Annotated in this window: 14 protein-coding genes; 8 read left to right on the plus strand and 6 right to left on the minus strand. The window is 69.1% G+C overall.

What is annotated here, in order from left to right; genetic code table 11:
* The first annotated feature begins 651 nt into the window (after positions 1-651).
* From CEK66_RS09155 to CEK66_RS09170, 4 genes are all read left to right on the plus strand, one after another.
* Complete coding sequence (locus tag CEK66_RS09155) at positions 652-2,949, plus strand: TonB-dependent receptor (protein ID WP_152236705.1); 2,298 nt, start codon at positions 652-654, stop codon at positions 2,947-2,949.
* 80 nt (positions 2,950-3,029) lie between these two features.
* Entirely contained in the window at positions 3,030-4,100 is a 1,071-nt protein-coding gene (locus CEK66_RS09160) for a glycerophosphodiester phosphodiesterase (RefSeq protein WP_152236729.1), read from the plus strand.
* 230 nt (positions 4,101-4,330) lie between these two features.
* Positions 4,331-4,888, plus strand: coding sequence for a queuosine precursor transporter (locus CEK66_RS09165; RefSeq protein WP_017914641.1), 558 nt, complete (start codon positions 4,331-4,333; stop codon positions 4,886-4,888).
* 112 nt (positions 4,889-5,000) lie between these two features.
* Positions 5,001-5,528: a hypothetical protein gene (locus CEK66_RS09170; protein ID WP_152236706.1), complete on the plus strand. Its 528-nt coding sequence runs from the start codon at positions 5,001-5,003 to the stop codon at positions 5,526-5,528.
* Positions 5,529-5,755: 227 nt separating this feature from the next.
* Here CEK66_RS09170 and glnE read toward each other — a convergent pair whose 3' ends face one another.
* The gene (gene glnE / locus CEK66_RS09175) at positions 5,756-8,596 is read right to left on the minus strand and encodes a bifunctional [glutamate--ammonia ligase]-adenylyl-L-tyrosine phosphorylase/[glutamate--ammonia-ligase] adenylyltransferase (protein WP_152236707.1); all 2,841 of its coding nucleotides are present in this window, start codon (positions 8,594-8,596) and stop codon (positions 5,756-5,758) included.
* A gap of 657 nt (positions 8,597-9,253) precedes the next feature.
* Here glnE and proP point away from each other — a divergent pair.
* Positions 9,254-10,735, plus strand: a complete 1,482-nt coding sequence (gene proP, locus CEK66_RS09180) for a glycine betaine/L-proline transporter ProP (RefSeq protein WP_152236708.1) — start codon at positions 9,254-9,256, stop codon at positions 10,733-10,735.
* Positions 10,736-10,935: 200 nt separating this feature from the next.
* On the opposite strand, the gene CEK66_RS09185 is transcribed toward proP, so the two are convergent.
* Positions 10,936-12,480: an MFS transporter gene (locus CEK66_RS09185; RefSeq protein WP_152236709.1), complete on the minus strand. Its 1,545-nt coding sequence runs from the start codon at positions 12,478-12,480 to the stop codon at positions 10,936-10,938.
* Between the two features lie 164 nt (positions 12,481-12,644).
* Here CEK66_RS09185 and CEK66_RS09190 point away from each other — a divergent pair, with 164 nt between their 5' ends.
* A complete protein-coding gene (locus CEK66_RS09190) occupies positions 12,645-13,523 on the plus strand; it encodes a LysR substrate-binding domain-containing protein (protein WP_152236710.1) in 879 nt (292 codons plus the stop codon).
* A 279-nt stretch (positions 13,524-13,802) separates the two neighbouring features.
* On the opposite strand, the gene CEK66_RS09195 is transcribed toward CEK66_RS09190, so the two are convergent.
* The gene (locus CEK66_RS09195) at positions 13,803-16,118 is read right to left on the minus strand and encodes an AsmA-like C-terminal region-containing protein (RefSeq protein WP_226978550.1); all 2,316 of its coding nucleotides are present in this window, start codon (positions 16,116-16,118) and stop codon (positions 13,803-13,805) included.
* Positions 16,119-16,403: 285 nt separating this feature from the next.
* On the opposite strand from CEK66_RS09195, the gene CEK66_RS09200 reads away from it, so the two are divergent.
* Both CEK66_RS09200 and CEK66_RS09205 read left to right on the plus strand, forming a co-directional pair.
* Positions 16,404-17,924 (plus strand): acetyl-CoA hydrolase/transferase family protein, encoded by a 1,521-nt coding sequence (locus tag CEK66_RS09200; RefSeq protein ID WP_152236712.1) that lies wholly within the window; start codon positions 16,404-16,406, stop codon positions 17,922-17,924.
* Positions 17,925-17,944: 20 nt separating this feature from the next.
* Entirely contained in the window at positions 17,945-19,108 is a 1,164-nt protein-coding gene (locus CEK66_RS09205; protein ID WP_152236713.1) for an AAA family ATPase, read from the plus strand.
* A 213-nt stretch (positions 19,109-19,321) separates the two neighbouring features.
* Here the strand turns inward: CEK66_RS09205 and CEK66_RS09210 are convergent, their stop codons facing one another.
* The 3 genes from CEK66_RS09210 to CEK66_RS09220 all read right to left on the minus strand — a co-directional run bounded on the left by CEK66_RS09210 (position 19,322) and on the right by CEK66_RS09220 (position 24,503).
* Complete coding sequence (locus CEK66_RS09210; protein WP_152236730.1) at positions 19,322-19,636, minus strand: GIY-YIG nuclease family protein; 315 nt, start codon at positions 19,634-19,636, stop codon at positions 19,322-19,324.
* Positions 19,637-20,066: 430 nt separating this feature from the next.
* A complete protein-coding gene (locus tag CEK66_RS09215) occupies positions 20,067-21,140 on the minus strand; it encodes a 3-deoxy-7-phosphoheptulonate synthase (RefSeq protein ID WP_152236714.1) in 1,074 nt (357 codons plus the stop codon).
* A 450-nt stretch (positions 21,141-21,590) separates the two neighbouring features.
* Positions 21,591-24,503, minus strand: coding sequence for a TonB-dependent receptor (locus tag CEK66_RS09220; protein WP_226978553.1), 2,913 nt, complete (start codon positions 24,501-24,503; stop codon positions 21,591-21,593).
* Positions 24,504-24,658 lie beyond the last annotated feature (155 nt).

Here is a 24,658-nt window from a genome sequence, read left to right on the forward strand (position 1 = left end):
TCACCAAGGCTGCGCCCGACCCTCATCCGCCCCTGCGGGGCACCTTCTCCCGGAGGGAGAAGGGAGAAGCCGTAGCCCCTCTCCCATCGGGAGAGGGGTTGGGGTGAGGGTACGGCGCGCGTAGCGCCCGCGCCGCCATCTCCATGCAAGGACCCAGCGCGGCACGAAGACGGCGATCCGATCGATGCGAGTGCACTGTGCTTCCTGCTCATGTCTGCACGCATCGGCATGCCATCGGGCGTGGGCGAGGCGTGATGATTGGGGAGGAATGCACCACAAAACCTTGACCGCGCGCGCCTTTCTTTACTTTGTAAACAGGCCATTTCAACGCGTTGCCGACACATGCGCGTACATGTGTTCTCTACCTGCGATGCATGGCAATTGGTGTCACCGTGTAACGTCTTGATGTCGATGCGCTCGCACGCGGCCGCCGCGATGACGGAGGCAACCGCGCGTCCGCCGACACAGCACCACGCTTCGCCCGATCACCTTGGTGCCCTCCCATGCCGGACAGGCCACCGCCTCACATCTGCAACCGCGCCACGACGCACGCCACCGTGCCGCTGCATGACAACCGCAACGCCGATGACGCCAACCTGCAACGTCGCTGTCGCATCGTGTGCGCACTTCCTTTACGAATCCCCCTCGCGCATGCCTCTCCATTCCCTGCTGAGCACGGCGATCCTCGCCGCCCTGTTGTCGCCCTTCGCCGCCACTGCCGCAGAACCCACCGCCGATGGCGCCGCGGCCGACGTGCAGCAACTCGATGCGGTGTCGGTGATCGGCCAGGGCGAGACCCGCCAGGTGCAGCGCATCACCGCGCAGGACGTGGCGGTGCTGCCGCCGGGCACCAGCATCCAGAAGCTGCTCAACCGCATTCCCGGCGTCAACGTGCAGTCCAACGACGCCTTCGGCGCCAACGAGGAATCGCAGACCATCAGCCTGCGCGGCTTCAACGGCGTGCGCCTGGGCTACACCCTCGACGGCCTGCCGCTAGGCGACAACGCCTACGGCAACTACAACGGCCTGAACATCAGCCGCGCGCTGATCGCCGAGAACTTCGGCGGCGTGGAACTGGCATCGGGCATCGGCAGCCTGGGCACGGCCTCCACCAGCAACCTCGGCGGCACGGTGCAGTACTACTCCGACGACCCGTCCACCGAGGTCGGCGTGCGCCTGGCGCAGACCGTGGGCTCGGACAGCAACCGCCGTACCTACCTGCGTCTGGATACCGGTGAGCACAACGGCTTCTCCGCCTACCTGTCCGGCATCTACGCCGACGCCGACATGTGGGCACCGCCGGGCTCGCCGACCCACACCGCGCAGTTCAACGGCAAGGGCGTGTACCAGTTCGAAGGCGGCAAGATCACCGCCTTCGTCGACACCTCGCGCACCTCGCAGGCCGACTACGCCTACCTGTCCAAGAGCGGCCTGCACCGCGGCCTGGGCTGGGACTGGAACCTGTACGCGCCGGACTGGCAGCGCGCACTGGCCGCGGCGTATTGCGCGCCGGCCACGCGCAACCCCAGCCGCTGCGGCTACAGCGGCGGTGTGGACAACATCGACGACGCCTACTATCAGAGCCGCGCGCTGCGCAACGACGACCTGTACTACCTGGCCGGCGACTTCCAGCCGTCCGATGCGGTGAGCGTGCACACCCAGGTCTACCATCACGAGAACGCAGGCCAGGGCCACTGGTGGTCGCCGGGCCAGCCGTCCTACCCGGGCACGCCGCAGGCGCTGCCGATCTCGATCCGCAGCACCAACTACACCATCAACCGCACCGGCGGCATCGCCTCGCTGGGTTGGGACATCGGTCCGCACCACCTCGAAGCCGGCGTGTGGTACGAGCGCAACAAGCACCACGTGGAGCGCAACTTCTACTGGATCGACGGCCCGATCGACGACGACATCTTCCTGAGCAACCCGAACCGCCGGCTGTTCTCGCAGGACTACGTCATCACCACCAAGCAGGCCTACGTGCAGGGCACCTTCAAGCTGCTCGACGAGCGCCTGACCCTGGACATCGGCGCCAAGAGCCCGCACACCACCATGACCGCGCGCGAGACGCCGGGGATCGCGGTGGAGTCGCCGGTGGCCAACGGCGAACTGAAGGCCAGCAAGGCGCTGCTGCCGCAGGCCGGCCTGAGCTACCGCCTGGCCGAGGGCCAGGAAGTGTTCGCCTCCTACGCCGAGAACATCGCCGCGTTCCAGGGCGGCGGCGCCGGCGGCCCGCTGCTGGTGACGCAGGCTTCGTTCGATGCCAGCGTCGGCGCGCTGCAGCCGGAGAAGTCCAAGACCTTCGAAGCCGGCTACCGTCTGGTCCGCGACCAGTTCGAGGCCTCGCTGGTTGGCTACGACGTGACCTTCGACAACCGCCTGCTCTCGCTCAACCCGTGCCCGAGCATCCAGCAGGGCACCAGCCCGGCGTGCACCACGCGCTTCTTCAACGTCGGCTCGGTGAGCAGCCGCGGCGGCGAGCTGACCTTCATCTGGAAGCCGACCGCGCACCTGCAGTGGTACAACTCGGCCTCGATCAACCGCTCCACCTACGACGACAACTACGTGCAGAACGGCGCGGTCATCCCCACCGCCGGCAAGTACACCGTGGACACGCCCAAGCGCATGTTCGCCAGCGAACTCAGCTGGACCTGGAACGGTTGGAACGCCAATCTGCGCGGCAAGTACACCGGCCAGCGCTACTACACCTACACCAACGACCAGGGCTTCGGCGGCTACACCTCCTTCGATGCCGGCGCCGGCTACGATTTCGGGGCGGTGTCGTTCCTGCGGGACCTGAAGCTGTCGTTGAACGTCACCAACCTCACCGACAAGCGCTACGCCTCCAACCTCACCGCTTTCAGCAACAGCGACCCGAACGGCCGCTCGCTGGCCTTCCACGCCAGCGCGCCGCGGCAGGCGTTCCTGACCCTGGACGCGCGCTTCTGAGCGCGTCCATCCTGTCCGCCCGCCCTCGAACCGGAACGCATGCGATGATCCGATCCACCTCCTGGTTGTTGGGATGCGCGATGGCCGTGTTGGCGACCACCGCGGCGGCCGTCCCGGCCGCCGCCCCGGGCGAGAGCAAGCCGCTGGTGATCGGCCACCGCGGCGCCAGCGCGCTGCGCCCCGAACACACCCTGGCGTCCTACGCCAAGGCCATCGCCGACGGCGCCGACTTCATCGAACCGGACCTGGTCTCGACCAAGGACGGCGTGCTGGTGGCGCGCCACGAGAACGAGATCGGCGGCACCACCGACGTGGCCGCGCATCCGGAGTTCGCCGCGCGCAAGACCGTCAAGCAGATCGACGGGCAGCGCGTGGAAGGCTGGTTCACCGAAGATTTCACCCTGGCCGAGCTGAAGACCCTGCGCGCGCGCGAGCGCCTGCCGCAACTGCGCGGCACCGCCTTCGACGGGCAGTTCCAGGTGCCGACCATGGACGAGATCATCGACTTCACCGCGGCCGAGTCGGCCACGCGCGGGCGTCCGATCGGGCTGATTCCCGAGATCAAGCACGGCACCTACTTCCGCGGGCTCGGCCTGGCGATGGAAGACAAGCTGGTCGCCACGCTCGATGCGCATGCCTACACGCGCAAGGCGCCGGTGGTGATCCAGTCGTTCGAGATCGGCAACCTGGAATACCTGCACGGCAAGTTGGGCAGCACCCATCCGAACGTACGCCTGGTGCAGTTGCTGGGCGATCCCAAGGAGCGCCCAGGCGACCAGTTGCGCGACGGCCCGACCTACGCGCAGATGGGCAGCGCGCAGGGCCTGCGCGCGATCGCCAAGTATGCGCAGCTGGTCAGCCCCAACCTGCGCGCGATCGTGCCGGTGAGTGCCGACGGCGCCCTGGCTCCGCCCACCTCGTTCGTGGCCGATGCGCATGCGGCGGGCCTGCAGGTGATTCCGTACACCTTCCGGCCGGAAAACTATTTCCTGCCCAAGCAGTTGCAGGACGCGCGCGGCCCGGCTGCGGTGAATGCCGCCGGCAGCATGAAGGAAATGCGCGCGCTGATCGACGCCGGCATCGATGGCTTCTTCACCGACGATCCGGCGGTGGGCCGTGCGGCGGTGGATGGGACGCCGCTGCCGCGGTGAAGCCGGGAATGGGGAATGGGGAATCGCAACAGCGGTTCCCAGCGCGGAGTTCCATTTGTAGGAAAGGCTCCAGCCGCGATGGAGCCGGGATTGGGGAATAGGGAATGGGGAATCGCAAAAGCGGTTCCCAGCGCGGGGTTCCATTTGTAGGAGCGTGTCCGCACACGGGCATTGGTCATTGGGTGTCCGGGCCGCGATAATGCGCGCCCGCCGCCCCTGCCCCGATCGCCGTGCCGTCCGTTGCCGCTCCCTCGCCCACTTTCGCCGCGCTGACCCCCCGCGCGCTGCTGCTGTCCGTGCTGGCGATGGGCGCGGTGGTGTTGCTGTCGAACGTGCTGGTGCAGTTCCCGATCAACGACTGGTTGACCTGGGGCGCCTTCAGCTATCCGCTGGCGTTCCTGGTCAGCAACCTGATCAACCGCCGCTTCGGCCCGCGCGCGGCGCGGCGGGTGGCCTGGTGCGGGTTCGCACTGGCGGTGCTGCTGTCGATCTGGATCGCCACCCCGCGCATCGCCGCGGCCTCGTGCCTGGCCTTCATCGCCGCGCAGTTGCTGGATATCACCGTGTTCGACCGGCTGCGCCGCGGCCGCTGGTGGCGCGCGCCGATCGTCGCCACCACCTGCAGCGCGACGCTGGACACTACGATCTTCTGGTCGATCGCCTTCGCCGGCTCGGCGCTGCCGTGGCTGAGCTGGGCCGCCGGCGACCTGGCGGTGAAGCTGGGCATCGGCGTATGCCTGCTGGCGCCGTTCCGCGCGCTGCTGTGGCGGATGGCGCCGACGCGCTGACGGCTGCGCCGCGCTTTGCGCAAGCGCGGCTTCACAAGCGGCCACGGCAGACGTTGAACAGGCCATCGGCGGCGCACGTCCCGTGCGCCGCGCCTGCGACGAGACCACACCCATGCCGCACGATGTCACCCCCGCCCTCGCGCTGAGTGCGCTCAACGCCACCCTGGCGCAACTGCAGCCGGCCGGCACAGCGCTGGCCACGCTGACCAGTCCCGCCGTTTCCAACCCAGCGTGGTCGTGCAATACCTTCGCCCCGCTGATGCTGGAAATGGTGCTGCTGCGCCGCGACCGGCCCTTGCGCACCACGCCGTACCTGGCGGACGCGGCGTTGCCGACCTTCGGCGACGGCGACTTCGTCAACATCGTGCTGCTGGGCGATCCGTCGCAGTTGATCCACAACTTCAACATCCTGGTGGACGGCGAGCGGGTCTACCTGTTCCAGGCCTACCTCGAGCAGGTCGTGGACGTGGTGCGAGTGTTCGAGTCAGTGACCTTCCATGCGCTGTGGCACGACCTGTGCGCCGGTCGCGCCGGCCTGTGGAAGCGCGCCTACCAGGCGCTGTTCGGCGTGGATCCCGACCAGGTGGTGGACACTGATCCCGACGCGGTCTGGTTCCAGTCTCAATACGTCAGCGTGTAGCAATCGCGCCACCGCGGCGCGGAACGGCATGCCGACGCCGATCGCCGCGATCAAGGCGGCGTGTTTGCGGATGTAGCGCGGCAGCGTGCACAGGCTCCCCGGGGATTGCAGACAGCGCAGGCGACGCGTTTTCTGCCGCGATTCGGCAAACGCACGCTGCCAGAAACGCGTGTCGCCGCCGCCATCGCACGTGCATACCTGCGCCTGGCGTCAGGATGGCAGGCGCGCTAGCGCGCCGCGTCGCCGTCCGCTCGGCCATCGACGAACACCAGGTCCAGGGCGGCCGCGGCAGCGCGAATCGCCGCACGCGCCGCGGCGATCTCGACCGTGGGCGCGGTCAGGCGCGGACGCCGGTCCAGCGTGCAGGCCAGGCCGGCCTCGACCAGCGTGGCATGCGCGGCATGCAGGCTCGCCGCGATGGGCGGCGGCAACCAGCCGATGTGCGCCAGCGCATCGAGCAGCGCTGGCGTGTCGCGCGGCAACAACAGTGCCGGCTGCTGCGCGGCGCCGAGCAGCACGCCGGCCTGCACCAGGAATTCCAGGTCGACCAGGCCGCCGGCACCCTGCTTGAGGTCGAAGCGCGCGGCATCGCTGCGGTCGAGTTCGGCGCGCATGCGCGCACGCATCTTGCGCACTTCCTCGCGCAGGGACGCGGCCTCGCGCGGGCGCGCCAGGGTCTGCGCGCGCACCTGCTCGAACTGCTGCAGCAGCGGCGCATCGCCGGCCACGCCGCGCGCGCGCACCAAGGCCTGGTGCTCCCAGGTCCAGGCGCGCTCGCGCTGATACTCGCGGTAGCTGGCCAGCGACGACACCAGCGCGCCCTTTCCGCCGTCCGGGCGCAGGCGCACGTCGATGTCGTACAGGCGGCCGCCACCGGTGACCGCGCCGAGCAACGCGATCACCTTCTGCGCCAGCCGCGCGAACCAGCGCCCGCTCTCCAGCGGCCGCGGCCCGGCCGACGCTTCGACGCCCGGCGGATGGTCGTACAGGAACACCAGGTCCAGGTCCGAGCCGATGCCCAGTTCCAGACCACCGAGGCTGCCGTAACCGACGATGGCGAAACTGCCGCCAGGCACCTCGCCATGCGCGGCGACCAGATCGGCGCGGGCCAGGCGCAGCACGGTCACGACCACCGCCTCGGCCAGCTGCGCCAACTGGCGAGCGCTGTCGAGCGCGGGCTGGCGCCGGTCCAGCGTGGCCAGGGCGATGCGGAAACTCAGCGCCTGGCGCGCTTCGTTGAGGCCGCGCAAGGCCGCTTCCGGATCGTCGCCAGCGGTGGCGACCGCGGCATCGCACAGCCGCTGCATCGCCGCCTGGTCCGGCATCGCGCCGTCCACGCGGCTGTCGAGCAGTTCGTCCAGCAGCAGCGGATGCGCGGCCAGCCGTTCGGACAGGAAGGCGCTGCGCGCCAGCACGTCGACCAGCCGCGCCAGCGCGCTGGGTTGTTCGTCGAGCAGGGCCAGGTAGCTGGCCCGGCGCAGGATCGCCTGCAGCAGGCCGAGCACGCGGTGCAGGGCGGCATCGGCCTGCGCCGAGCGCGCCGCGGCATGCAGCAGCGCCGGCAGCACCCGGTCCAGGCGCGCACGCGCGGCATCGGAGAGCGTGCGCACGCCCAGCGACTGCACGAAGCCGCGCAAGGCCTGGTCGGCGCCGTCAGGGTCTGCGAAACCAGCCTCGCGCAGCACCTGCACCTGGCCAGCGTCGGGCAGGCCGCGCCAGTAGTCGGCCAGCGCATCCGGCGCCAGCACGCGCTCGCGCGGCGCCAGCAGTTCGGCGAACTCGGCGGCGACGCGGTCGCGCTGGAGTTGCAGCGCCGCGTGCAGCGCGGCCCAGTCGGCATGGCCAAGGCCGAAGGCGATGCGCGCGCGGTCCAGCGGATCCTCCGGCAGCGCATGGGTCTGCGCATCGCGCAGCATCTGCAGGCGGTTCTCCACCTGGCGCAGGACGCGATACGCCTGTGCCAGCGCCGCGCCGTCCTCGGCGGCGACCTGGCCGGCGGCGACCAGCGCGTGCAGCGCCGGCAACAGGCGGCGTTCGCGCAGTGCGGGTTCGCGGCCGCCGCGGATCAACTGCAGCGACTGCACCAGGAACTCGATCTCGCGGATGCCGCCGGCGCCGCGCTTGATGTCGTCCAGGCGGTCGTGGCGCGCCACTTCGGCGGTGATCGCCGCCTTCATCTCGCGCAGGCCGTCCAGCGCGGTGTAGTCGAGATAGCGCCGGTACACGAACGGGCGCAGCGCCTGCAGCCATTCCTCGCCGGCGGCGATGTCGCCGGCCACCGCGCGCGCCTTCAGCCAGGCATAACGCTCCCAGTCGCGGCCTTCGCGCTGGAAATACTGGTCCATGCCGGCGAACGACAGCGCCACCCGGCCGGCCGTGCCGAATGGGCGCAGGCGCAGATCCACGCGGTGCGCGAAGCCGTCGGCGGTGGTTTCGTCGAGCAGCCGCGCCAGGCGCTGGCCGAGCCGCGCGAAGTATTCCTCGGCGGCCAGCGCCCGCGCGCCGTCGGACTCGCCGCCCTGCGGATAGGCGTAGACCAGATCCACGTCGGAGGAGAAATTCAGTTCGCCGCCGCCGAGCTTGCCCAGGCCGAACACCACCAGCCGCTGCACGCTGCCGTCGGCGGCACGCACCACCCCGTGGCGCGCGGCGAACTCGCCCTCCAGCGCCTGCAGCGCCAGCGCCAGGCAGTCCTCGGCCAAGCGCGTGCTGCCGGCCAGGGTCGCATCGACCTCGTCCAGGCCCAGCACGTCGCGCCACACCAGCCGCGCCGAGGCGGCCGCGCGGTAGCGGCGCAACTGCGCCGGCCATGCGGCGGGCTGCGCCGGATCCAGCTGCGGCAGCGGCAACGGCGGCGGATCCGGCTGCGTCAGGTGCGCGAGCAAGGACGGCTGCCGGCACAGCGTGTCGAGCAGGAAATCGCTGGCCAGCAGCGCGCGCGCCAGCGCGTCCTCGAAACCGGGATGAGACGGCCACGGCTGCGCGGCGACGGCGTGGCGCAGGCGCGCCAGGCTGCGTTCGAGCGTGGGCTGCAGGACGTCGGGAACGGCGAAGGGAGCAGAAACCATCGGCCGATCATGGCATCCCGCGGCGACCGCGGACAGGACCGCGGCGTGGATGCAATCAAACGCGCGCCGTCGGACACGGCGAGCGCAAGGAAAGCGTCGTGATTGCAGCATCGGCCCCAGCCAGGGCGGAGCTGTCTGCGCTGCATACGAGGAACTTCATTCCGACGTGTCCGACGCTTGCTGGATCTCCCACCACCGCGCGTCGCGGCTGAAGCCGCTCCCACAGGTGAAGCACCCACATTCTCGGCAACCCCACGGTGCAGCAATGCACTGTGGGAGGGACTTCAGTCCCGACCCGACGGCCCATCCGGCGCCGAAAGGCCGTTCCACCGTCGCACGTTACGACGGAGGCCATTCCCGCACAGCTCCAAAATCCACGCAGAACGCAGCTTTTCAGCACTTTTCGCAACGTTTCGCAGACCTTGTCGCCAGCCCCGTCACGACGATGGTGTATCATGGCCGTCTCGACGGAGCCCCTGTGCGCCCTGCGCCGCCCGCTCCGTCCTTCGATCCTGCAGCGCCGTGGTGTTGACGCGGCCGTCCGGGATCGCCCCCGCAGACCAGTGCGGCGCCCGTAGCGCCCTGTCGTTCCGTCTTGCTTGCCTGACGCGTGCGGGCCGGGGGTCATCACCTCACCGTTCCAGGACAGGAGAAGACATGTCGGAGTTCCACGCCCATTTCGGATGGTTCAAGCGCCGCCGCCAGTTGCAGGTGGAAGAAGTCACCGTCGTCGACAAACCCATGCTCAAGCGGGCCGTCGGCGCGGCGGCGCTGGGCAATGCGATGGAGTGGTTCGACTTCGGCGTGTACGGCTACCTGGCCGTGACCCTGGGCCACGTGTTCTTCCCCAGCACCAACCCCACCGCGCAGCTGATCGCCACGTTCGCGACCTTCACCGTGGCGTTCCTGGTGCGCCCGCTGGGCGGGCTGGTGTTCGGCCCGCTGGGCGACCGCTACGGCCGGCAGAAGGTGCTGGCCGCGACCATGATCCTGATGGCGCTGGGCACGTTCTCGATCGGCCTGATCCCCTCCTACGCGCGCATCGGCATCTGGGCGCCGATCCTGTTGCTGGTGGCGCGGCTGGTGCAGGGATTTTCCACCGGCGGCGAATACGGCGGCGCGGCGACCTTCATCGCCGAGTACTCCACCGACCGCAACCGCGGCTTCATGAGCAGCTGGCTGGAGTTCGGCACGTTGGGCGGCTACATCGCCGGCGCCGCCACGGTGACCGCGCTGCACTTCACGCTGAGCGATGCGCAGCTGCACGACTGGGGCTGGCGCGTGCCGTTCCTGATCGCCGGCCCGCTGGGCCTGCTCGGCCTGTACATGCGCATGAAACTGGAGGAAACCCCGGCGTTCCAGGCCTATGCCGAAGAGGCGGAAAAGCGCGAGCACGATGCGCCGGGCCTGGGCGCGCTGTTCCGCGTCCACTGGCCGCAGTTGCTCAAGTGCGTGGGCCTGGTGCTGGTGTTCAACGTCACCGACTACATGCTGCTGACCTACATGCCCAGCTACCTCAGCGTCACCATGGGCTATGCCGAGAGCAAGGGCCTGCTGCTGATCATCATCGTGATGCTGGTGATGATGCCGCTCAACGTGCTCGGCGGGTCGTTCAGCGATCGCCTGGGCCGCAAGCCGATGGTGATCGGCGCCTGCATCGCGCTGCTGGTGCTGGCGGTGCCGTGCCTGCGGCTGGTCGGCACCGGCAACGACTGGCTGATCTTCCTCGGCCTGATGCTGCTGGGCGTGGCGCTGGTGTGCTTCACCAGCTCGATGCCGTCGACCTTGCCGGCGCTGTTCTACACCCCGGTGCGCTACAGCGCGCTGTCGATCGCCTTCAACGTGTCGGTGTCGCTGTTCGGCGGCACCACGCCGCTGGTCACTGCGTGGCTGGTCGAACGCACCGGCGATCCGCTGGTGCCGGCGTACTACCTGATGGGGGCGGCGGTGGTGGGCATCGCAACGATGGCCTTCGTGCGCGAAACCGCCGGCCTGCCTCTGCGCGGCTCGCCGCCGGCGGTGGCGAGCGAGGCCGAGGCGCATGCGCTGCTGCGCAGCGACGAACCGCTGACCGTGGATCCGACCCGGCCGGAACTGCCGGCGTCGCCGGAACCGCCGTCGCAGGCCATGCCGACCTGACGCACACGCAACCGGCGCCGCGCACCCCGCATCGACGACGGTTCGCGGCAGTCGAGGCGCAGCGGCGCCGCCGGCGGCGCATGTGCACGCGCCGCCGCGGACAATCCACGTCCCAGCGCCCGGGCTTCGGGCGCAGCACACGACGCTGCGCTTCCGTCATGGGCAACCGGCCGAGCGCCTTCGCCTCGGTCGCGCGTCCATCAGGCGACCTCTTTCGACACGGCAGACCGATGTTCGGCGCCACGCCTTCCGAACACGATCACGCTGCAGAGCGCGAGGATCCAGGCACTGATGCCGCCATACAACATCACCCATTGCATGCCTTGGATCATGGCTGCCGCCGCGACGTCGGGCGGAACCGTCGGCGTGGAGAGGCCCTGCCCCGCCGCGTGTGCGGTTCCGCCGGAAAGCCGCTCAGCCAGCCCCCGCAGCAACGTGACGTCGACCGTCGGCAGCGTCCGGCGGAGAAAGGACAACACGCCCTCTACCAGGATGAATCCCATGACCGCGATATTGATCGCAAGGCTGATCAGGCGCGCACTTGTGTCCATGCCGGAGGCCATGCCGGTACGCGCGACGCAGACCGACGCGGTGATGGTATTGGTCACCGGGGTGTTGACGATCCCCAACCCGGTACCGGCCAGCAGGCACCCTGGGAGCATCGTCAACCAACTGGCCCGCACCGTGCCGCTGCCCCACGCCATCAGCAAGAAGCCGGCTCCGATCGCAAACAGACCGGCAGGAATCACGGTATGCGCGCGGTAGCGCAGCGCCAGCCGCTCGCCCAACGGCGGCAGCACCAGGGTCGGCAAGGTGTAAGCCAGCAGCGAAAGTCCGGTGGCCACGTTGCCGTAGCCCAGCCCATGCTGGAACAGCAGCGGCAGATAGATCATGAGCGGCCAGAAGCTGAAGTTCATGCCCATCGAGCCCAACAGGGCGCCGGAAAAGTCGCGGATGCGGAACACCGAGAAGTCGAACATGGGCGCGTCGGCGCGGCGCTCCGCCACAACGAACGCGACGCAGCTGCCGCTGGCGATGATCAGACTCGCCAGCGACGAAACGCTGCCAAAGCCGGCTACCGGCCCTTGCGTGATGAACCACGCCAAGGCGAGCACCGCGACCGACAGCGAGACGATCCCGGCGACGTCCAAACGGCGCCGCTGCGGATCGCGCGACTCCTCGACACCGACAAGCGCCAGTCCCAGGGCGATCGCGGAAATGGGAACGTGCACAAGGAAAACCCATTCCCAACTCCACAACGCGACGATGCCGGCACCGATGATAGGGCCGAAACCCAGGCCGATGCCGAAGACGATCCCCCAGATCCCAAACGCCTTGGCACGGGCCGTCGCGTCTGCGAATTGCTGCGAGAGCACGGCGAACTGGCACACCAGCATGGCGCCCCCGGCCATCCCCTGAAGGAAGCGACCAGCGATCAGCAGCGCCGTGCTCCCTGCCAGGCCGCATACCAAGGAGGTCACGCCGAACAGGAACACGCAGATCAGGAAGATCCGCTTACGCCCGTAGCGGTCGGCCAGCGTGCCCGTCGCCATCAGCACGGTGGTGCAGGCGATGGTGTAGGCATTCATGATCCACTGCAGATCGCGGAAGCTGCCATGCAGCGCCGCTTCGAGGAGGGGAAGGATCACCGGCACGCTGGAGATCTCCAGACCGAACATCAGCGAAGCCAGGCAGGCGGCCGCCAGCGTGAGGGTGTTCCTGCGCGCGGAAGGAAGGTGCGTCATGGGCTTTTCCTAGAGGGACATCCGCCCGCGGCGCCGAGCGGACCGACCGGTGCACGGCGGGTCGATTCGGGCTTGGGAGCGGCTGACTTCCAGTCTGGGAGCACACAATGGATGATGGAAATGATTTAATTTTCTTGAATTAATTAAACAATGGACTGAATCGCATGGACTACGATCCGGATCTGTTACGCACCTTCGTTGCGGTGAACGAGACTGGCGGCTTCACGCGCGCAGGCGAACGGCTGCACCTCACCCAGTCGGCCATCAGCCATCACATTCGCAAACTGGAAGCGCAGGCCGGCACGGCACTGCTGAATCGCACAACCCGCCGGGTGAGCCTGACCGAAGACGGCGAAGACTTTCTTCGCCATGCGACGCATGTGCTGCAGGCGCATGACGCGCTCGCACGGCGTTTCCGGCGTTCTCCGGTGTCCGGCACGGTGCGTTTCGGTGCCCCCGAAAGCTACGTCGGCGATCGCCTTCCGCCGATGCTGGCGCGGTTCGCACGGATGTTTCCGGCGGTGCGGCTGGACGTGACGGTGGATACCTATGCCGCGCTGCACGAGCAGATCGTTGCGGGCTCCCTCGACCTGGCGGTGACACTCGCACTGGAGGACGACCCGACAACGCCCCTGCTGCGCCGGACCCGCTTCGTGTGGGCGGCCGCGCCAGCGTTCGCGCCGGCCGCGAATGCGCCAGTCCCGCTCGCTTTTGCGCCCAAGCCCTGCCTGCACCGGCAGGTGGGAACCGCTGCACTGGAGCGCGCCGATCTCGCCTGGCGAGTGGCATTCACCTCGCCAAGTCAGCAGGGACTGCGTGCCGCCGTGAAGGCCGGCCTGGCCATCACCGCCCTGCCCCAGGAAGATCTGGAAGCGGGAATGGTCGCCGTGGACGAGCGCTTTGGATTGCCGCCGTTGCCGCACGCCAGCTTCCGGCTGCTGTGGAGCGAGGCCAACCGAACGCCGGCAGCGGAGGCGCTAGCGCAACAACTGTCGCAATCACCCGAGGCACTTTCCGGCAGCGACGCGATGCCCGCCGACTGAAATAAAAAAGCCCGCTTGCAGCGAACTGCCAGCGGGCTTTGCTCCCTCCCCCACGTCGGGATGCAGGGCGATCTTGGGCGCTTTTTTTGGACATTGCACGCTGCACTGCAAAACGATACCGGGCAGTACATTCTGCGTGGGCGGGAATGGGGAGACGGGAATGGGGAATAGATAAAGCGGGGGATACGCGCGTTGCATGCTTTCGCATGCCGGCGTGGCGCGGCGCACAGCGCATCCACCCGCAGCCAGCGAAGCACGCCCAACGCGATCTCTGTCGCGCTAAGGCGATGCCGCCGGTGCCGGGGCCTCCGGCAGCCAGGCCGGCTGCTTGTCGTACCACTCGCGCGCGCCGAGCAGATGCCATTGCCGCTGTTCGCCGCGCAGCGCCACGCCCACGCCGAGCACGCCCCAGCGCGCATACAGATCGCCCTGCGTGCCGGCATCGCCGACGCGCAGGCGAGCGCGCAAGGCCACGCGTTCGTTTTCTGCAGCGACCCGATCCAGCCACAGTGCATCCTTGCGCCAGCGCAGTTGTCCGCTGGCCTGCAGTTGCCCGGCGTCGGCCAGCTTCAGCAACCACGCCGGCGCATCGCTGTGCTGCGCGAACACCGCCAGCACCGGGCCGGCGTCGCGCATCTGCATCTGCACCTGCGCATCGGCCTGCACCGGCGCCGCCGCAGCGATGCGGCCCTGCGGAATGCGCAGCGTCGCCCACCAGTCGCCCTGCCTGGGCTGGGTGCCGTAGCGCACGCCCTGCAGGCGCAGGGTGCTGCCGCTCAGATCGAAGCGCTTGTCCTGCAGCTCGGCGCGGCGCAGCCGCGCGTCCAGGTCGAGATCGCCGTCCAGTTCCAGCCCCGCGGTCTGCAGCCGCGCCCGGCGGCCGAGCACACGCACCGTGCCCTGGCCGACCTGGCCGGTCGCATCCAGCTGCAGATCGCCGCTGAGCCGGCCATCGCCGCCGAGCACACGCACCTGCGCCGCCGGCAGGTAGCGGTTGTAGGCGCGCAGGTCCGGCACGCGCGCATCGGCGAAGCGCAGCCGCGCCTGCAACGAGTCGCGCAAGGTGGCCAGCGCGCCGTCGCCCTGCAAGTCCAGTTGCAGGTTCTCGCCTTCGACGAAGCTGGCCTTGGGCGCGTCCAGCGGCGCCAGCGCGAAGCGGCGCATGCGCACGTCCAGTTGCGTGCGCGGCTGGTCGGCGCTGCCGACGATGCGCCCGGCCGCCTGCGCCTTGCCGCTCAGGCGCACGCGCATGATCTCCGCCACCGCCTGCACGTCGGGCACGTCGAGGCGGCTGCCCGGCTGCAACGCGCCCTGCCGCAGCTGCAGATCGGCAGAGACGTCGCCGCCGCCGTCGAGCTGGAACCACGGCTTGCGCACCAGCAGGTCGCTGATCCAGTTCAACGATTCGAAATGCCAGCGTCCCTGCACGCGGCCGGAGGTGCGCGGCAGCAGCGCCGCCGGGTCGGCGAACGGCAGCTGGCGCCCGGCGATGTGCAGATCGGCATCGAGCATGCTGCGCGGATCGACCTTGCCGGGCAAGCGCGCACGCGCGTGGATGTCCTCGCCCTCCACGTCCAGCAGCAGCGTCAGCACGCCGCGATCGGTGGCGCCGACGCCGGCATGCAGCGGCACCCGCCAGTTGAGCGTGCTGCCGGGCTGCAGCGCGCCGCGCAGCAGGTGCAGATCGGCCTGCACGTGGCCCAGGCCGGGTTCGGTGCTCAATTTGGTGGTGTCGCCGGCGGTGTCGATGCGCAGGGCCACGCTGCGCCCGTGCACGCGCAGCGCCAGGTCGGTGATGCCCAGCTTGCGCAATCCCGGCGCCTGCGCGCGGTAGTGGCGCGGGAACGAGAAGCGCGCGTCCAGCGTGGCCTGGTCGGCGATCTGGCGCTTGCCGTAGCGCACGCTGGCGTCCTCGAACACGATCTGCGAGCGGAACAGTTCCGAGGGGCCGCCACGCAACTGCTTGAGGAAGCCGACCGTGCCGTGGCCCTTGCCCTCGATCGCAAAATCGCCGAAGCGGGCGCGACGCAGCGTGCCGCTGTGGATCGCGTCGAAGCGGAGCGTCCAGCCCTGGTCGCTGGGCGGCGGTGGCGGGATCATCTCCTCGACGCGGTCCATCTCGCCGATCACGTTCACCGCTTCCATCCACGGCAGGCGCACTTCGCGGTTCAGCAGCGGCAGCAGCGCGATGCGCGCGCTGGCGCGGTCGGCACGCACCTGCCAGACGTTGCGCTGCACGTGGCCGCGCATGCGCACGTTCCAGGCGGTGATGAAGCCGGGCAGCACGGTGACGGCCGGCCCGGTGTGCATGCGGAACTTCTCCGGCTTGCGGTTAGTGGCCAGGTCGAACAGCGGCGTGTTGAGGAACACGTTGCCGGCCAGCAGATACAGCAAGTAGGCGATCAGCAGGCCGCGCAGGAGCAGGCGCCAGCCGCGCGGCAGACGCCGGTAGCGAGCATGGACGGCGGTCAGTGGGCGGGCGGAGAGCGGCACCGCCGCACTATCGCCGCGGTGCGGCGTGGAACGCGTGAAAGCGACGGTGGCGCATACCCGGCGTTGCGTGGCGGTGCACGCAGGGCCGCCAGGCCGCTCCATTGCACCGGCTGCATGCGCGCTGCGTCCTGCCATCGCAAACCAGACCCCACAAGGAGAGCGGAGAAACCAGCGCCCCTCTCCCACCGGGAGAGGGGTTGGGGTGAGGGTCCGGCGCGCGAAGCGCCGCACACATCGCACAGACCGTGGCGAACATCCTCATCGCTGCGTCCGTTGCGCCCGCATGCGCCGCCACGCGACAGGCGCAAAAAGTGGGGACGCGCCTCAACGCGGGCCTCGGCCCGATCCGCGATAATTGCCATCCCCTTCCCACGCCATGGTCGCCGCATGTCCGCCGAACGTATCCTCCATCCCCGCCTGCGCGAACGCATCGTCAGCGCCGAGGCCGCGGCGGCGTTGATCCAGCCCGGCGAGACGGTGGCGATGAGCGGCTTCACCGGCTCCGGCTATCCCAAGGCGGTGCCGATGGCGCTGGCGCAGCGTATCGAGGCGGCGCACCTGCAGGGGCAATCGTTCAAGATCCAGCTGATGACCGGCGCCTCCACCGCGCCGGAACTGGACGGCGCGCTGGCCAAGGCCGACGGCATCGCCCTGCGCATGCCGTTCCAGTCCGACCCGGACGCGCGCCAGCGCATCAACGCCGGCAGCCTGGACTACATCGACATCCACCTCAGCCACGTCGCCCAGCACGTGTGGTTCGGCTTCTACGGGCAGATCGACACCGCGGTGGTGGAAGTGGCCGGCATCCGCGAGGACGGCAGCCTGATTCCGTCGACCTCGGTCGGCAACAACAAGACCTGGCTGGACCTGGCGAAGAAGGTGATCGTCGAGGTCAACGACTGGCAGCCGGCCGGCATCGACGGCATGCACGACGTGTACTACGGCACGGCGTTGCCGCCGCATCGCAAGCCGATCCCGCTGCTGCATGCCGACGACCGCATCGGCGAGCCGTCGCTGCGCTGCGACCCGGACAAGATCGTGGCGGTGGTGCGCACCCACGGCCCCGACCGCAACAGCCCGTTCACGCCCGCCGATGCCACCAGCCAACGCATCGCCGAGCACCTGATCGCGTTCTTCCAGCACGAGGTCGGCAAGGGCCGGCTGCCGCCCAACCTGCTGCCGCTGCAGTCCGGCGTGGGCAACATTCCCAACGCGGTGCTGGCCGGCCTGGCCAGCAGCGGCTTCCGCGACCTCAGCGCCTTCACCGAAGTGATCCAGGACGGCATGCTCGACCTGTTGCGCAGCGGCGTATTGAAGGTCGCCTCGTGCACCGGCTTCGCGCTGAGCCCGGAGGCCAACGAGGAGTTCAAGCGCAATATCGACTTCTACCGCGAGCGCATCATCCTGCGCACGCAGGAGATCTCCAATCATCCGGAACTGGTGCGGCGGCTGGGCTGCATCGGCATGAACGGCATGATCGAGGCCGACCTGTACGGCAACGTCAATTCCACCCACGTGATGGGCAGCCGCATCATGAACGGCATCGGCGGCTCCGGCGACTTCGCCCGCAACGGCTTCCTGTCGATCTTCCTCAGCCCCAGCACGGCGAAGCACGGCAGCATCTCCTCGATCGTGCCGATGGTCAGCCACGTGGACCACACCGAGCACGACGTCTCGATCATCGTCACCGAGCACGGCCTGGCCGACCTGCGCGGCCTGCCGCCGCGGCAGCGCGCACAACAGTTGCTCGCGCACTGCGTGGACCCGAGCTACCGCGCGCAGTTGCAGGACTACTTCGACCGCGCCCTGCACGCCAGCTACGGCAAGCACACCCCGCACCTGCTGCCCGAGGCGCTGTCCTGGCACCAGCGCTGGCTGGATACAGGGACGATGCACGCGGGCGGCTGAGCGGCGGGTATGCTGCGCCGATGCTGACCACCCTGGCGGTTTCCTCCTATCGTTCCCTGCGCGAGCTGGTGCTGCCGCTGGCGGGGCTGACCCTGATCACCGGCGCCAACGGCAGCGGCAAGTCCAACGTCTACCGGGCGCTGCGCCTGCTCGCCGACACCGCCCAGGGCGGGGTGATCGCCGCACTGGCCCGCGAAGGCGGCTTGCCGTCGGCGCTGTGGGCCGGCCCGGAGACGCTGAGCCGCGCGGTCCGGCGCGGCGAGCATCCGGTCGAGGGCACGGTGCGGCAGCAGGCCGTCGGCCTGAAGCTGGGCTACGCCAGCGACGCTTTCGGCTATGCCATCGACCTGGGCCTGCCGGTGCCGTCGGCGTCGGCCTTCGGGCTGGATCCGCAGATCAAGCGCGAATGCATCTGGGCCGGCCCCTGGCTGCGCCAGTCCAACCTGCTGGTGGACCGCAACGGGCCGGCGGTGCGCCTGCGGACCCAGGACGACGGCTGGACCGATGCCGGTGCCGGCATCGCCAGTTTCGACAGCGTGCTGGCGCAGTTCTCCGATCCGCGCGCGGCACCGGAGATGCATGAGGTCCGCGAGAACATCCGTCGCTGGCGCTTCTACGACCACTTCCGCACCGATGCCGCGGCACCGGCACGCATGGCGCAGATCGGCACGCACACGCCGGTGCTGAGCAACGACGGCGCCGACCTCGCCGCGGCCCTGCAGACCATCCTGGAGATCGGCGATGCCGACGGCCTGCATGCGGCGGTGGACGATGCCTTCCCCGGCGCACGGTTGACGATCGAGGTACATGCCGGGCGCTTCGATTTGGCGATGCATCAGCATGGCCTGCTGCGGCCGCTGTCGGCAGCCGAACTGTCCGATGGCACCTTGCGCTACCTGCTGTGGATCGCCGCCCTGCTGAGCCCGCGCCCGCCGGAACTGCTGGTGCTCAACGAACCGGAAGCGAGCCTGCATCCGGACCTGCTGCCGGCGCTGGCGCGGCTGATCGGCAGCGCCGCGCGGCAGGCGCAGATCATCGTGGTCTCGCATGCCAGCCGGCTGATCGCGGCGCTGGAGCAGCAATCCGATTGCCTGCACCACCTGCTGATCAAGGAGCACGGCCAGACCGACGTCGCCGGCCTGCGCGCGCTCGATCGGCCAGCGTGGCATTGGCCCAGCCGCTGAGGCCGGGTGTGCATCGGGTGTGTCTGCTGCGTACAGCGGCATGCCCGATGGAGCGGTTGTCGCGTCGTTCGGGTTCGTCGCGTCGGGACTGAAGTCCCTCCCACAGTGCAGCCCTCTCGCATCCAGAATCTGCGCGAATGTGCGGCATCGTCGCGGGAGCGGCTGCAGCCGCGACGGGCGTTACGGGTCACGCCTCTCGCGGCTGAAGCCGCTCTACGACACCGCTGCGGATTCGGCGGTCGCTTGAAGGTTGTCGGCGTCAGATGCGGTCTCGGGCGCGGTCAGGAACGCCAGCTTGCGGCCGCGCGGCAACTGCTTGAGCACGTACTCGGCGCGCGAGGCGGCGGCGCGGTCGGGATAGGCGCGGCTGGCCAGCAGGCGCACCGGTGGGTTGGCGCGGGTGTACTTGGCACCGGCGCCGCGCAGGTGCGCCTGGAAGCGCGCCTGCAGGTCCGGGGTGATGCCGGCATAGTAGCTGCCGTTGCGGCATTCGAGCAGGTACAGGAACCAGGGCGAGTCGGCGGCCATATGCCCATTATCGACGCGGCGGCCGGTTTCGCCAGCCACAGCCTCCGCCCATGCGCTCATGCGACACGTCCATTGCCTGCTGGCCAGACCATGTCGCGCTTGCACTTGGCGCTCATGAAAAGGCGGTCGCCGCTACGTCCCGACGCTCGGCAATCCGCTCCGAAAGCGCGCCTCCAACGTCTGCTCCGCGCGTTCGTACTGAACAGGCGACAACACGCTTTAACGTACTGCGAACACCTTGCCAGCCGCTGCCACACACCGGCATACCGTGGTCACCGGATGGGCGGATAACGTCATCACCGGCACGCAGCCGTCGATACCGAAGCTCTCTCCCTTCGCATTCGGCGGCGCGTCCGGCCCCTCTTCCGGGCCTCCCCCGCCCCCACGCACGCAGCCGGTCAGGCTGCGTGCGTTTCTCCCAACAGCGCCCTCAGGCCGCCTGCGCCACGCGCGCCTGGCGTCGTGCGCGTACCGCCTGCGCCAGCCGCTCGAGCACCTGCGCCGAGGTATCCCAGTCGATGCAGCCGTCGGTGATGCTCTGGCCGTAGACCAGCGGCTGGCCGGCGACCAGGTCCTGGCGGCCGCCGCGCAGGTGGCTCTCGACCATGGCGCCGACGATGCGGGTCTGCCCGGCCTCGAGCTGGCGGGCGATGTCCTCGATTACCTTGGGCTGGTTGTCCGGGTTCTTGCCGCTGTTGGCGTGGCTGGCGTCGACCATCAGTCGCGCCGGCAGGCCGGCCTTCTCCAGCACCTGCGCCGCTGCGGCGACGCTGTCGGCGTCGTAGTTGGGCTGGGTGCCGCCGCGCAGGATCACGTGGCAGTCCGGGTTGCCGGCGGTGGCCGCCACCGCGGTCTGCCCGTCCTTGGTCACCGCCAGGAAATGATGCGGATGCGAGGCAGCGCCGACCGCATCGACCGCGATCTTGACGTCGCCGCTGGTGCCGTTCTTGAAGCCCACCGGGCACGACAGGCCGGACGCCATCTCGCGGTGCACCTGGCTCTCGGTGGTGCGCGCGCCGATCGCGCCCCAGGCCACCAGGTCGGCGATGTACTGCGGCGAGATGATGTCGAGGAACTCCACGCCGGCCGGCAGACCCAGGCGGTTGATGTCGCGCAGCAGGCCGCGCGCCAGGCGCAGGCCCTTGTTGATGTCGAAGCTGCCGTCGAGGTTGGGGTCGTTGATCAGGCCCTTCCAGCCGACCGTGGTGCGCGGCTTCTCGAAGTACACCCGCATCACGATCTCCAGCGCATCGCCGTAGGTCTCGCGCAGCGGGCGCAGGCGCTGCGCGTACTCCATCGCCGCGACCGGGTCGTGGATCGAGCAAGGACCGATCACCACCGCCAGGCGGTCGTCGCGGCCGTGCAGGATCTCGTGCAGCGCCGCGCGCGCGGCGGCGACGGTCTGCGAGGCCTCCTCGTCGCAGGGCAGCAGCGCCTGCAGCTGGGAGGGCGGGGTCAGCGGTTCGATCTTGCGGATGCGCAGATCGTCGGTGTGCGGGGCCATGTGCGTGTCTCGTCGGGGGGCTGGGTGGGGGCCAGATCCGGCGGCATGAAAAAAGCCGCCAGGTTCGCTGGCGGCTTTCGGGATTGCGGCTGAAGTGTCCTTCAGGGTGAACGCGATCCTTCCTCCGCCAGCGGCATCGGAAAACCGTAATACCAAAAGTAAAAGCTGCGGCAGGAAGCGTTCATGGGACGTAGTGATAGCACAGGGTTTGCGGCAGCGCCACAGTTGCATCAGCAACTTGTGGCGCCGGGAAAGGGGAACCGGGAATGGGGAATCGGAAAAGCGGTTCAACGCGGCGGTAGGGCCATGATGTCGCCGTCATCGCGTAGGAGCCTTTGACGCGTGGGTTCTTACGTGGCGCTGCGCGCTCCGTACCCTCACCCCAACCCCTCTCCCGCAGGGAGAGGGGCTAGAGCGCATCCCGAATCCCCACTCCCAAATCCCGGCCTCTCAGAAATCCAACACATATTCCATCGCCACCTCGCGGCCGATCGCGTCGTACAGGGTGGTGTTGTAGAACTGGTAGCCGTAGTAGCGCTCCTTGTTGTCGTAGCCGACGGTATCGAGCACGTTGTTGATGTACAGGTTGACCTTCATCTTCGGGGCGATGCGGTAGCCGGCGGTGAGGTTCCAGTACAGCGCCGGGCCGACGCGACCGAAGTAACGCGTGGTGCTCTCGCCGAAGTGGCGGTTGCCGCTGTCGGCGACGCGGCAGGCGTCGGAGGGGCTCGGCTGGTAGCCGTCGTCGAAGCGGGTGCAGGTACCCCAGTTCACCGCCTGGGTGGAGCCGAAGCGCTTGGCATAGAGAGTGAGATCCAGCGGACCGCCGTTCTCCCAGTGCACGCTGCCGCGCAGCTTGCTGCGGATCTTCTGGTCGCGCAGGTTCTTGTCGTCGTCGGTGCGATAGGTCTGCTCGTGGTAGCCGATCAGGTTGTTGTAATCCAGGGCGAAGCTGAAGTTGCCCCAGCGCGCGGTGTTGAGGCGGTACTTCAGCGAGGCATCGACGCCGGACACGTGCATCTGCGCGATGTTGATCGGCCCCTGCTCGATGCCGGTGACGCGGCCGGCGGCATCGCGCGCCACGCGCGAAAGGATGCGCGCGCAGTACTCGGCGCCGCCGGGATTGACCCACACGCCGCCGGCGGTGGTCAGGCCGGTGCGGCAGCCGGCTTCGGCGCTGAGCACCTCGTCGCGGTTGAGGTCCTTGATCATGTCCTGCAAGCGAATCCGGTAGTAGTCCGCGGTCAGCGACAGGCCCTCGGCGATGTCCCAGACGAAGCCGGCGGTGACCGAGCGGCCATGCTCCGATTCCAAATCCGGGGTGCCGCGGCGATTGACCTGCATGAGGTAGAACACGTCGCTGTTCTCGGCACTGCAGCCGCCGGTGAGGTAGTAGCCCTTCTGGATGCAGCGGTACTGGTCGATCACGGTCTGCTGGGTGGAGCTGGGTTCGCCGAGCACGTAGTGCATGTCCGGGGCGCGGAAACTGGTGGCGACGCTGCCGCGCAGCAGCAGCGTGCTCAGTGGCCGCCACTCCAGGCCGGCGCTCCAGGTGGTGTCGCGCTGGGTGCCGATCGCCGCGCCGAGGTCGCTGCCGTAGGCGCGATAGTCGCCGTAGCGGTCGTGGCGCGCCGCCAGGCTGGCGTTGAGCGTGGACAGCAGCGGCACGTCGAACTCGATGCCGCCGGAGTAGCGCAGGCGCTCGCCGCCGCCGTAGTCGACCACGTCCAGCGGATAGCAGGTGTTGGCGCAGGGATCGGGCGACAGCCGATAGCCCTGCTTGGCCACTTCGCCGACCGCGGCGAACTTGATCGGCCCGGCCCAGCCCTGCAGCAGCTCGCCGGTGATGTTGGCGCTGGCCTGGTTGACCCAGGAATCGGCGCGGTTGTGCGCCTTCACCGCCAGGTCGTTGTACTGCGCGCCGGACAGCGGCTGGTACCAGCGCGACTCGTCCAGATCGTAGATCGGCGTGCCGTCGGCGGTGCTGCCCAGTTGCGGGCCGAGAAAGTAGGCGGTGGCCTTCTGCGTATCCACGGTGCGCACGTATTCGTCGACGGTGTAGCGCGCGCGGCCCACCGCCAGTTCCCAGTCGAAGCGATCGGCGAGGCGGCCCTTGAGGCCGGCGCTCAGGTCCCAGGACAGTTCCCTGGTGGTGTTGGCCAGGTTCTTCCAGCCGCCGGATTCGAAGCGGGTGAGCTGGCGGATCGCGTACAGGTCGCGGTCGCTGCCGGTGTCGTGGAACGGGCCGAGGTAGACGTACGGTGGATCGTAGGTCCAGTAGCCCAGGCTCTTGGTCGTGGACAGCGTGCTCCAGGCCTGCACGCCGTTGTCGAAGTCGAAGGTGCCGTACAGATACGCCGAGCCGCTGTCGCCGCCGCTGGCGGCCAGCCAGTCGGCGTAGTCGTGGGCCATGCCGCAGTAACCGCCGAGGTTGCGCACGGTGTCGCTGTTGTAGTCGTAGCTCAGCCGCTGCGCGTCGACGAACTGGCCGCCGAAGCGCGCACAGGTGCCGCTGGGCGGCGCCAGGCGCGTGTTGTTGCCGGCGTCGACCAGGCTCAGGCCGGTGAATGGATTGAAGCCGTACTTGCGCGCCTGCGCGGTCCAGTTGCTGTAGGACTCGTCGTCCTGGTCGTCCATCTTCGGCCGCTCGCCGACCGAGAGCGGATCGCGCCGGGTCCACTGCAGCGCGTAGGTCAGGTTCCACTTGTCGCCGCTGCGCCCGCCGACCCAGGACAGGTCGACCACGTCGCGCCCGCCGGCGGTGGCGGTGCCGCCGCGCAGGCGCACCTGGTTGCCTTCGTAGCCTTGCTTGAGGATCACGTTGATCACGCCGGCGACCGCGTCCGAACCGTAGATGGCCGAGGCGCCGCCGGTGAGGATCTCGATGCGCTCCACCGCCGCGGAGGGGATATTGGCGTAGTTGGCGAAGTTGCTCTCGCCGGCGTAGGGCTGCGGGTAATCGGCGACGCGGTGGCCGTTGACCAGCAGCAGGGTGCGTCCGGGGCCAAGGTCGCGCAGGCTCACCGGCGAGGCATTGGGCGTGTGCGAGCCGTACTTGGTGTCGGCCTCGACGCTGCCCTGCTGGTTGAGCGTGCTGAGCACGTCGTAGACGGTGAGGAAACCTTCCTGCTGGATCTGCTGCGCGCTGATCGTCAGCACCGGCTCGGCGCCCTCCACCTCCGAGCGTTTGATCCGCGAGCCGGTGACCACGACCTGGCCCAGGTCGGTGGTGGCGGCGGCCTTGGGCGCGGCGGTGTCGGCGTCCTGCGCGCGCGCGTCGCTGGCGCCGTACAGCGCCAGCACGATACCGAACGCGAGGGTGGTGGATGAGCGAAGTGGCATGCGGTGTCCCCGGCAGCGGATGGAAGCAGCGCCGTGCGAACACGACCTGCGGCGCCCTCTTCGCTGCGCCGCGCCCACGACCGTGCTGCGCATGCCGCAGGCACGCGCCACCCTGCGCCGGCCGCGGCGCACAGAAGAAGACGAACATGCGGGCGTGCAGATCCCCTGCGCCCGTG

Origin of the sequence: Xanthomonas sp. LMG 12460 (assembly GCF_009192895.1) — a bacterium.
GTDB lineage: Bacteria > Pseudomonadota > Gammaproteobacteria > Xanthomonadales > Xanthomonadaceae > Xanthomonas_A > Xanthomonas_A sontii.

Bases quoted from the DNA above. Each gene is read 5' to 3' on its own strand.
- CEK66_RS09160 (WP_152236729.1), top strand. From the start codon at position 3,030: ATGGCCGTGTTGGCGACCACCGCGGCGGCCGTCCCGGCCGCCGCCCCG.
- CEK66_RS09185 (WP_152236709.1), bottom strand. From the start codon at position 12,480: ATGACGCACCTTCCTTCCGCGCGCAGGAACACCCTCACGCTGGCGGCC.
- CEK66_RS09210 (WP_152236730.1), bottom strand. From the start codon at position 19,636: ATGGCCGCCGACTCGCCCTGGTTCCTGTACCTGCTCGAATGCCGCAAC.
- CEK66_RS09155 (WP_152236705.1), top strand. From the start codon at position 652: ATGCCTCTCCATTCCCTGCTGAGCACGGCGATCCTCGCCGCCCTGTTG.
- CEK66_RS09190 (WP_152236710.1), top strand. From the start codon at position 12,645: ATGGACTACGATCCGGATCTGTTACGCACCTTCGTTGCGGTGAACGAG.
- CEK66_RS09170 (WP_152236706.1), top strand. From the start codon at position 5,001: ATGCCGCACGATGTCACCCCCGCCCTCGCGCTGAGTGCGCTCAACGCC.
- CEK66_RS09205 (WP_152236713.1), top strand. From the start codon at position 17,945: ATGCTGACCACCCTGGCGGTTTCCTCCTATCGTTCCCTGCGCGAGCTG.
- CEK66_RS09215 (WP_152236714.1), bottom strand. From the start codon at position 21,140: ATGGCCCCGCACACCGACGATCTGCGCATCCGCAAGATCGAACCGCTG.
- proP (WP_152236708.1), top strand. From the start codon at position 9,254: ATGTCGGAGTTCCACGCCCATTTCGGATGGTTCAAGCGCCGCCGCCAG.
- CEK66_RS09200 (WP_152236712.1), top strand. From the start codon at position 16,404: ATGTCCGCCGAACGTATCCTCCATCCCCGCCTGCGCGAACGCATCGTC.
- glnE (WP_152236707.1), bottom strand. From the start codon at position 8,596: ATGGTTTCTGCTCCCTTCGCCGTTCCCGACGTCCTGCAGCCCACGCTC.
- CEK66_RS09195 (WP_226978550.1), bottom strand. From the start codon at position 16,118: ATGGAGCGGCCTGGCGGCCCTGCGTGCACCGCCACGCAACGCCGGGTA.